The sequence below is a fragment of the Candidatus Zixiibacteriota bacterium genome (assembly GCA_040753495.1).
In the GTDB taxonomy this organism is placed as follows: Bacteria; Zixibacteria; MSB-5A5; order GN15; family PGXB01; genus DYGG01.
Window position 1 is genome coordinate 1 of the sequence record JBFMEF010000182.1, and the last position, 7,883, is coordinate 7,883.

Here is a 7,883-nt window from a genome sequence, read left to right on the forward strand (position 1 = left end):
GCGCCGGCTACCGATGCCGCTTCGTACAATTCCTCCGGTATCGCCTTCAATCCGGCAAGAAAAATCAACATGTAATATCCGACCGACATCCAGACATCCATTGCCATTATCGAAAGCAGAGCGGTCTTGCTGGAAAGAAGAAAGCCGTTTTCAGGAGGATGCATCCACAGCATCTTAGCCAGCAGGAAGAGGTAACCGTCGCGCGAATATAAGTTGGTGAAGACAAGGGCAATAACGACCATGGACGTGACAGACGGCACAAAATAGCCGGAGCGGAAGAGAGCCTGGCCCGGGATTTTCTTTTCCACCAGAAGCGCCAGAATCAGCGCGATGACGGTCGTAAAAGGAATTGTTCCAAGAACAAATATGAAAGTATTTGTCAGCGCCTCGATAAAAGCCTTATCCCGAAAAAGATTCAAGTAATTCTCGAACCCGACCCAGTTGTAATCGGAGCGCATCAGGCGATAATCGGTGAATCCGAGTAAGAACGAATAGACCAGCGGAAACAGCCAGAAAGCCAGGAATGTCAGAGTCCAGGGGGAGGCAAGAAGATTTCCGGCGAGAGACTGCCTCTTCATTTGCTGTCAATCAGCTTCTGAATCTTATTGCGCGCTTCATACAGCGTCTCCACCATAGGCGCTCCCTTAAACAGAATATCTTCGAGCATGGTCTCAATAATATCTTCAATATAGACCCATTGCGGGTCGGGGGGAGGGAAGTCGGAGAGACGAAGCTGCGAAACAAAGGTCATAATGTTCGGGTCATCTTTAAAGAATGGGTCAAGGGCGGCTTCTTTATGCGAGGGATTGGCAGAGTAGTTCGTCTTGCAGAATAATATTTGATTCTCTTTAGACGCAAGATACTTGATAAACCGGATAGCCTCTTTCTTATGCGGCGACTGGCTGCTGACAGCCAGATATTCCCCCCCGACAAATGATTTACCCGGATATTCAGGTCCGGGAATCAAAGACGTAACAAAATCAAAATCAAGGATTTCCTTCTTTATCCTCTTGAGGAGCCAATCCCCTGAAATAATAACGCCGACTTTTCCGGCAAGAAAAGCATCCTCCAGCCGCCTTTGAGTATCAATCATGCCACAACTGTCGGAAAGTTCCTTATAGAATTTGAGAGCCTGATAACATCTGTCGCTGGAAATCACGGCGTACCTGCCGTCTTCGCTGATTATTTTCCCCCCGGTTGACCAGTAAAATGGAAGAAATTTCTTATACAAGGTATGTTTTTCGGCGGCGTTGGCGCCGAAACCATAGATATCCTCACCCAGCGAATCAATCTTGTAACAAAGGAGTTTCATATGCTCCCAGTTAGCCGGAACATATTTGTCTTTGAGCCCGGCTTTGACAGAAAGCTCATTATTGACAAAAAGCACCCTGGTGCCGAGAATCCAGGGGAAGGCGTAAATCTCACTGTCCAGAGTGGACGGCGCCCAGCCATAGAATTTGGAGGTGTCCGCGACTACCTCTGCAGTTAATGGCGCAATCTGACCGGCCGAAGCAAATTCCCAGACCCAGTCCGAACCCAACTCCACGATATCGGGAGCCGCGCCGGATGAAAAAGAAATGACGATTTTTTCATGCCCGTTTGCCCAGGTCAAATCGGTAATATTGATTTTGACACCCGGATTTGCCGCTTCATAATCGGCAACCATTTTCTCGATTGCAGGTCTTATTGCCGGGTCGGTCCAGAACTGCCACCATTCAATAGTAACCCCGTCAGTCTTGCTGCCGCCGCACTGGAGCAGAAGCAAAAGCGATATTATTGCGAGTGAAATATAAATACTTTTCATAATAGCTTATCAAATAAAAGGCGCTGTCCTCAATGTCAAGTTAAACTTTTTGTTGATTTTGGCTGCCGCAGAAAATTTAATATAAATTATGAGGAAGGCATTGCTCGTAATATTGTTAGAACCGGCTATCATTCTCCTGCTCTGTACACTCTTCTTAGCGTCGCCCGTTAACGCTGCGGATGGTCCCGAAACGTCAACCGCCTGGTTTGACAGCAGAACCCTTCCGGCTCTGATTGCGTCTCTCATATCTATCGCGGTTGTACTCTATTCCGTTGGGGTCATTGGAAAGAAGAAAAGCTTTTTCATACGAGAAATTCCGGGACTGAAAGCGGTCGAAGAAGCGGTAGGTCGCGCCACCGAGATGGGCACACCGATTGTCTTCACCCCCGGATATGGTGGCGACATCCAGCGACCAACCACCATAGCATCCATGAATATCCTTTCCAATGTCGCCGAGAAAACCGCGCTCTATGACTGCCGTTTGATCTATCCCACTCATGACCCGGTGATTATGGCGGTCGCCCAGGAGGTGGTAAAGGAGGGATATATAAAGGCTGGTCATCCTGACCGCTACAACCCCGATGACATTTTTTATATTTCATCGTCACAGTTCGGTTACGCCGCCGCGGTGGATGGAATCATCAGCCGCACACGACCGGCATCAGTCTTTCTTCTGGGCACTTTTGAGGCGGAATCGCTGATAATGGCGGAGACCGGCAATACCATCGGGGCCATTCAGATTGCCGGAACCGATTCCACCATTCAGCTGGCTTTTTTCATTGTCGCCTGTGATTACACGCTAATAGGGGAGGAGCTTTTCGCGGCGTCGGGATACCTGACCAATAACCAGGTCATTCTTTCAACCGTTAAGGCTCAAGATATTCTCAAATTGATTATCGCCGTTTTCATAATAATCGCCGTCATCTGGTCAACTTTGGACCCTTCATCTGTATGGTGGAAACTCTAATGACCTCCCGCATCCCCCTTGTGGTCTGCCTGGCAGCCGGATTGATAATGTTCTTGCAGTATTTTTCGGCACATCCGGTGGCGCGCGGCATGTTCAATCAGGTCAATGACTGGTGGCAGATTATTTTCGCGTTCACCCTATTTGTCGGAGTCGCGGCTTTCATTAATAACAGTCTGAAAGCTATCCTTCGCGGGAAAGAGCGGCTTTTTAAAACTGTCAGCCTATTAGGATTGATAGGAATGCCATTTCTGGCAATCACTGGAGGCACCAAAATCGGCTCCCCCTTCCTCTGGGCGTTCGATAATCTGCAAGCCCCGATGCAGGCTACCGTATTTTCCCTGCTGGCTTTTTTTGTGGCATCGGCTTCCTTTCGCGGTTTTCGCGCCCGCAATCTGCAAGCCACCATACTTTTGGCGGCAGCCCTTATCGTTCTTCTTGGGAGAATGCCGATAACCACATATCTTTCTGATGCCCTTCCCGAACTGACTTATTGGGTTCAGGACTACCCCTCCATGGCTGCCCGAAGGGCGATTTTAATCGGTATCGGTCTGGGCTCTATGACTACCGCCCTGCGCGTCATACTCGGCCTGGAACGAACCTACTTGAGGGGGCAGTAATGAATAGTCAGAGAACTCGCTGGGCAATATTCGCGTCACTCTTCGCCCTTATGGTCATCTCCTATACGATTACCCTCAAGTGGAAAATCCCCACCTCGCCCTATATTCAGAAGTCATACGAGTTCATAAATAGCCTTCCGCCATCTTCAGTAGTAATCGTTTCCTTTGACCACGAGGCATCTTCTCTCCCGGAAATTCAACCGATTAGTCATATAATTCTCCGCCATTTATTCAGCAGAAATCAACGGATTATCGGGATGTCGCTATTTGCCGAGGGAACGGCTATCGGATATCAGACTCTGAATAAACTGGCCAATGAATATGGCAAGAAATATGGCGAAGATTATGTTTTTCTGGGATTTAAACCGCAGCATATAGCCGCCATACTCGGCATGGGAGAATCTATCAAGCAGGTATTTCCCCAGGATTATCTCGGCAATTACTCAACAGAGATTCCGATTATGCAGGGAGTCGAAAATTATCAGCAGATTGCCGCTGTCATCTCCCTGGCGGATGGCGACCGGACCGTGCAATGGATTGAATACACCGGCAAGAAACATGGCTTGAAAATCCTCGGCGGCTTTACCGCCGCCATGATTACAACCTATGACCCGTACTTGAGCTCGGGTCAGCTTTACTCGGCAATAGGGGGGATTGTGGGAGCTGCCGAATATGAAGGAGTTCTCGGTTTGCCGGGCAAAGGGAACCGAGCATTGCTTTCACAGACGGCCGCTCATCTGTTTATAGTTCTGCTGGTAATAGTCGGGAACATCGCTTACTTCAGAAAGCGCAGAGGGGAGAAGTAGATGGACTGGGGCGCGGTTGTTGCGGGACTTCTTACTCTGGCAATCTATTCTTTCTTATATCGTGATAATCCCGTCTACAAATTCGCCGAGTCGCTGCTCATCGGTTTATCAATCGGTTATGCCCTGGTTACTTTTTGGCAGACGGCAATTCTGGATAAGCTGCTGCAGCCTCTCTTCCAGCAGGGGCAACTGCTTTTAGCTGTGCCGTTAATTCTCGGCCTGCTTATGTTTAGCCGATTCAGCCGACGGCTAAGCTGGCTTTCCCGGATTCCTCTGGCCCTGATGATTGGCGCCGGGGCCGGCGCGGCTATTCCGGCTATGCTCTATGAGCGCACTCTCCGGCAGGTCTCCAATTCTATTCAACCCTTAGTAACATCCGATAGTCAATTCAACTTCTCCGGGCTGGTCGTCCTGGCAGGGCTGCTTTCAACTCTGGCTTATTTTTACTTCAGCCGCGAGCATAAAGGTTTTCTGGGCGGAGTTGCCAAAATCGGGACATACTTCATGATGGTCTTCTTCGGGGCAACTTTCGGCTACACCGTAATGTCCCGCATGTCGACTCTGATAGGAAGAATCGATTTTCTCTTAACGGACTTTCTCCATTACCTCCAATGACCTGCCCGCGCTGCCGTCGTCCGATGAAAGAGCTGAAACATTCCTTTCATAAACAACGGAAATGGGTCTGCCCCGAATGCGGCAGAATCCGTTTCCAGAAAAGCAGGAAAAAGAAAAACCTCTGAATCAATAAGATGCCTTTTACGTAGCATAGATTGGGAATTGGCAGATATGATTATAAAGATAGGAACCTCCGGTTACAGCTTCGAAGACTGGCGCGGCAATTTCTATCCGGAGAAAATCGAAAAGGGGAAAATGCTTGACCACTATTTGAAATTCTTCCCGTCCGTGGAGATCAATTCCACCTACTATCGCATTCCCCATCCGGCAGTGATGGCGAACATCGACCGTAAAACTCCGGCCGGTTTCGAATTCATCGTCAAGACTCCCGATAAATTCACCCATAAACGTCGCGAGAGGGATGAGGCGCGCGGGCCATTCATGGAATGTCTGAAACCTATGCAGGAGTCCGGTAAATTAAAGGGAGTGCTGGCGCAATTTCCGTATTCCTTCAAATACAGCATTTCAAATCTCAAATATGTGGCGGAATGCTCACAGGACTTTCCTCCAGACTCGTTCTTTGTCGAATTTCGTCATAGTAGCTGGGATAATCCCGACACATTTAAAGCCCTCAAGTCGGCGCGAATCCCGTATGTTTCGGTTGATGAGCCACAGTTACCGGGCCTTCTGAAGCCGGAACTTAAGGTATCTTCCGACATTGCCTATATACGGCTTCATGGCCGAAACGCCGCTCAGTGGTGGGATGGAGGAGCGCTTCGTTATGACTACGATTACTCCGACCAGGAACTCGAGGAGTGGAGGAGCAAGGTTCTTCGGCTGGAAGGACAGGTAAGCAAGACTTTCATATTTTTCAATAATTGTCACCTCGGGCAGGCGGTAAAGAACGCCCGACAGATGATGGCCAAACTTAATCTCTGAATTTTTTTGTTGACCCCGAAACGCATGAATGTTAATTAGGGCGCTTGAGGTATGCGATGAACGAGTATTTGCGATTAGAGAAAATTACCAAGTCATACGATGGTAAAATGGCTGTGGACCAGTTGTCGCTGGTTGTGCCCAAAGGAGCAATCTACGGCATGCTCGGACCGAATGGCGCCGGCAAGACTACAACCATCCGGATGATAATGGATATTATTGCCCCCGACTCCGGCGAGATAATTGTCGAGGGTAAAAAGGTCCATCAGGATTTTAAGGACCGGGTCGGCTATCTTCCGGAGGAGCGCGGCCTTTATAAGAAGATGACTCTGCTTGAGGTCATATCCTATCTTGCCGAAATGAAAGGGATGAGCCGTCCGGATGCGGTGAAAAAGGTTGACGGGTGGCTGGAAAAAATGTCCTTGAGCGAATATAAGAATCGCAAGGTCGAAGAGCTCTCCAAAGGTATGCAGCAGAAACTGCAGTTCATCACTACCCTTATCCACGACCCCGACCTGATTATTCTGGATGAGCTGTTTTCCGGTCTGGACCCGCTCAATATTGAACTGGTGAAAGGAATCCTGCTTGATGAGAAACGAGCAGGGAAGACTATTCTCTTTTCGACACATGTAATGGAACAGGCGGAGAAGCTATGTGATTACATCTGTCTCATAAATCGGGGAAAGCTTGTCATTGATGGCCGCCTGTCGGAGGTTAAGAGCCGGTTCGGCAAGAACTCTATTCAAGTCGAATTGGAGGGCGACAGCACTTTTGTTCGCTCGATACCGGGAGTAGAGAATGTGACCGAGTTTAATAATTATGTTGAATTGAGGCTGAGCCCGGCGGTAGACAGTCAGGATGTCCTGCGCCAGATAGTCGAAAAGGTCAAGGTCAAAAGATTTCAACTTATGGAACCGTCGTTGTACAACATTTTTATAGATGTGGCGCGGGCAAAGCCGGAGGATTTCGCCGCTCCGGAAGGAGCCTCTCATGCGTAAGATGTGGATAGTAATCAAGCGGGAGTACGCGCAAGTCGTCAAGAAGAAATCGTTTATCATCGGGATATTCCTTACCCCGGCCATTATGGCGCTGATGATGGTTGTTCCCGCTTTATTGGCAATGAAGAAGCCGGCCGGGACGGAGAAAGTCGCCATCATCGACCTGGACGGCCAGCAACTGGGGGAGAGGTTTGCGGAAGCGATAAAAAAATATAAGCTCGATGACTCTTCCCCGGCTTATCAGGTCACTGGAATTCATAATATATCGCCCGATGATTCGCTTCAGTTTGCCACCCTCAAGAAAAGTCTGGATTCATTGATACAGTCAAAAGACCTGCGGTGTTATATGATAATAGGGCGGAATGCCGAATCCCGCGACAGCATAATTCTGGTGGCAAAATCTTTTAGTTTCCGCACCTCCAACCGATTTGAGAGAGTGATTTCCGACATCCTGTCGGGAATCCGTCTGGAGAAATCTAATATCAATCTGAATGTCGATTCTGTCCTGTACCTGACTCGGAAAATCGCTCTTATTGAGCAGTCGCCGGGAGGGAAAGAGCGCGACTTTATGACCATTTATATCGGCGGTCTGGTCTTTGTGATGCTGATATTCACGACCGCCATCGGCTATGGGCAGGTCCTGATGCGCTCTGTAATCGAAGAGAAGAATTCTCGCATTATGGAAGTCCTGGTCTCATCGGTATCGGCATTTCAATTGATGGCCGGGAAGATTGTCGGGTTGGGAATGGCAAGCCTGACTCAGGTTGCCGTCTGGATAATCATCGGGCTGGGGATTTATTCTTTCCGAAGTGACCTCAATATCCGTGGCGATATTGCCGGTATGGTCTTTAATCCTGTCTTTATACTCTTTTTCATTGTCTTTATGGTTCTGGGCTACATCATGTACTCCACCCTCTTCGCTCTTATCGGCTCTATCTGCAACAGCGACAAAGAGGCGCAAAATTATATTTTCCCTATTACCATGGCGTTGCTTCTGCCGGTCTTCCTGGCGATGTATGTTATCCAGGAGCCCGATTCGCCGGTCGTGGTCACCCTTTCACTCATTCCATTTTTCACGCCGACTATGATGATAATGCGGCTGAATATATTGAGCGGTGACGCCTTTACTTTAAGCAATCC

Annotated in this window: 9 protein-coding genes; 7 read left to right on the forward strand and 2 right to left on the reverse strand. The window is 48.8% G+C overall.

From position 1 onward, the window contains the following. Positions 1-578: sugar ABC transporter permease (locus AB1690_11790; protein MEW6015993.1), on the reverse strand; the 578-nt coding region annotated here is incomplete at its 3' end. Then, positions 575-1,804 (reverse strand): extracellular solute-binding protein, encoded by a 1,230-nt coding sequence (locus AB1690_11795; protein MEW6015994.1) that lies wholly within the window; start codon positions 1,802-1,804, stop codon positions 575-577. The genes AB1690_11795 and AB1690_11790, both read right to left, overlap by 4 nt. Before the next feature lie 100 nt (positions 1,805-1,904). Here AB1690_11795 and AB1690_11800 point away from each other — a divergent pair, with 100 nt between their 5' ends. The 7 genes from AB1690_11800 to AB1690_11830 all read left to right on the forward strand — a co-directional run. Beyond that, a complete protein-coding gene (locus AB1690_11800) occupies positions 1,905-2,771 on the forward strand; it encodes a DUF6754 domain-containing protein (GenBank protein ID MEW6015995.1) in 867 nt (288 codons plus the stop codon). Then, positions 2,771-3,388, forward strand: a complete 618-nt coding sequence (locus tag AB1690_11805; protein ID MEW6015996.1) for a hypothetical protein — start codon at positions 2,771-2,773, stop codon at positions 3,386-3,388. Before AB1690_11800 ends, AB1690_11805 begins: the two co-directional genes overlap by 1 nt. Continuing rightward, positions 3,388-4,194, forward strand: a complete 807-nt coding sequence (locus AB1690_11810; GenBank protein ID MEW6015997.1) for a hypothetical protein — start codon at positions 3,388-3,390, stop codon at positions 4,192-4,194. Before AB1690_11805 ends, AB1690_11810 begins: the two co-directional genes overlap by 1 nt. Then, complete coding sequence (locus tag AB1690_11815; GenBank protein ID MEW6015998.1) at positions 4,195-4,809, forward strand: hypothetical protein; 615 nt, start codon at positions 4,195-4,197, stop codon at positions 4,807-4,809. Positions 4,810-4,980: 171 nt separating this feature from the next. Next, complete coding sequence (locus AB1690_11820; protein MEW6015999.1) at positions 4,981-5,748, forward strand: DUF72 domain-containing protein; 768 nt, start codon at positions 4,981-4,983, stop codon at positions 5,746-5,748. 56 nt (positions 5,749-5,804) lie between these two features. Next, positions 5,805-6,743 (forward strand): ATP-binding cassette domain-containing protein, encoded by a 939-nt coding sequence (locus AB1690_11825; protein ID MEW6016000.1) that lies wholly within the window; start codon positions 5,805-5,807, stop codon positions 6,741-6,743. Beyond that, positions 6,736-7,883, forward strand: a 1,148-nt coding sequence (locus tag AB1690_11830) for an ABC transporter permease (GenBank protein MEW6016001.1), incomplete at its 3' end; no start/stop codon positions are given. The genes AB1690_11825 and AB1690_11830, both read left to right, overlap by 8 nt.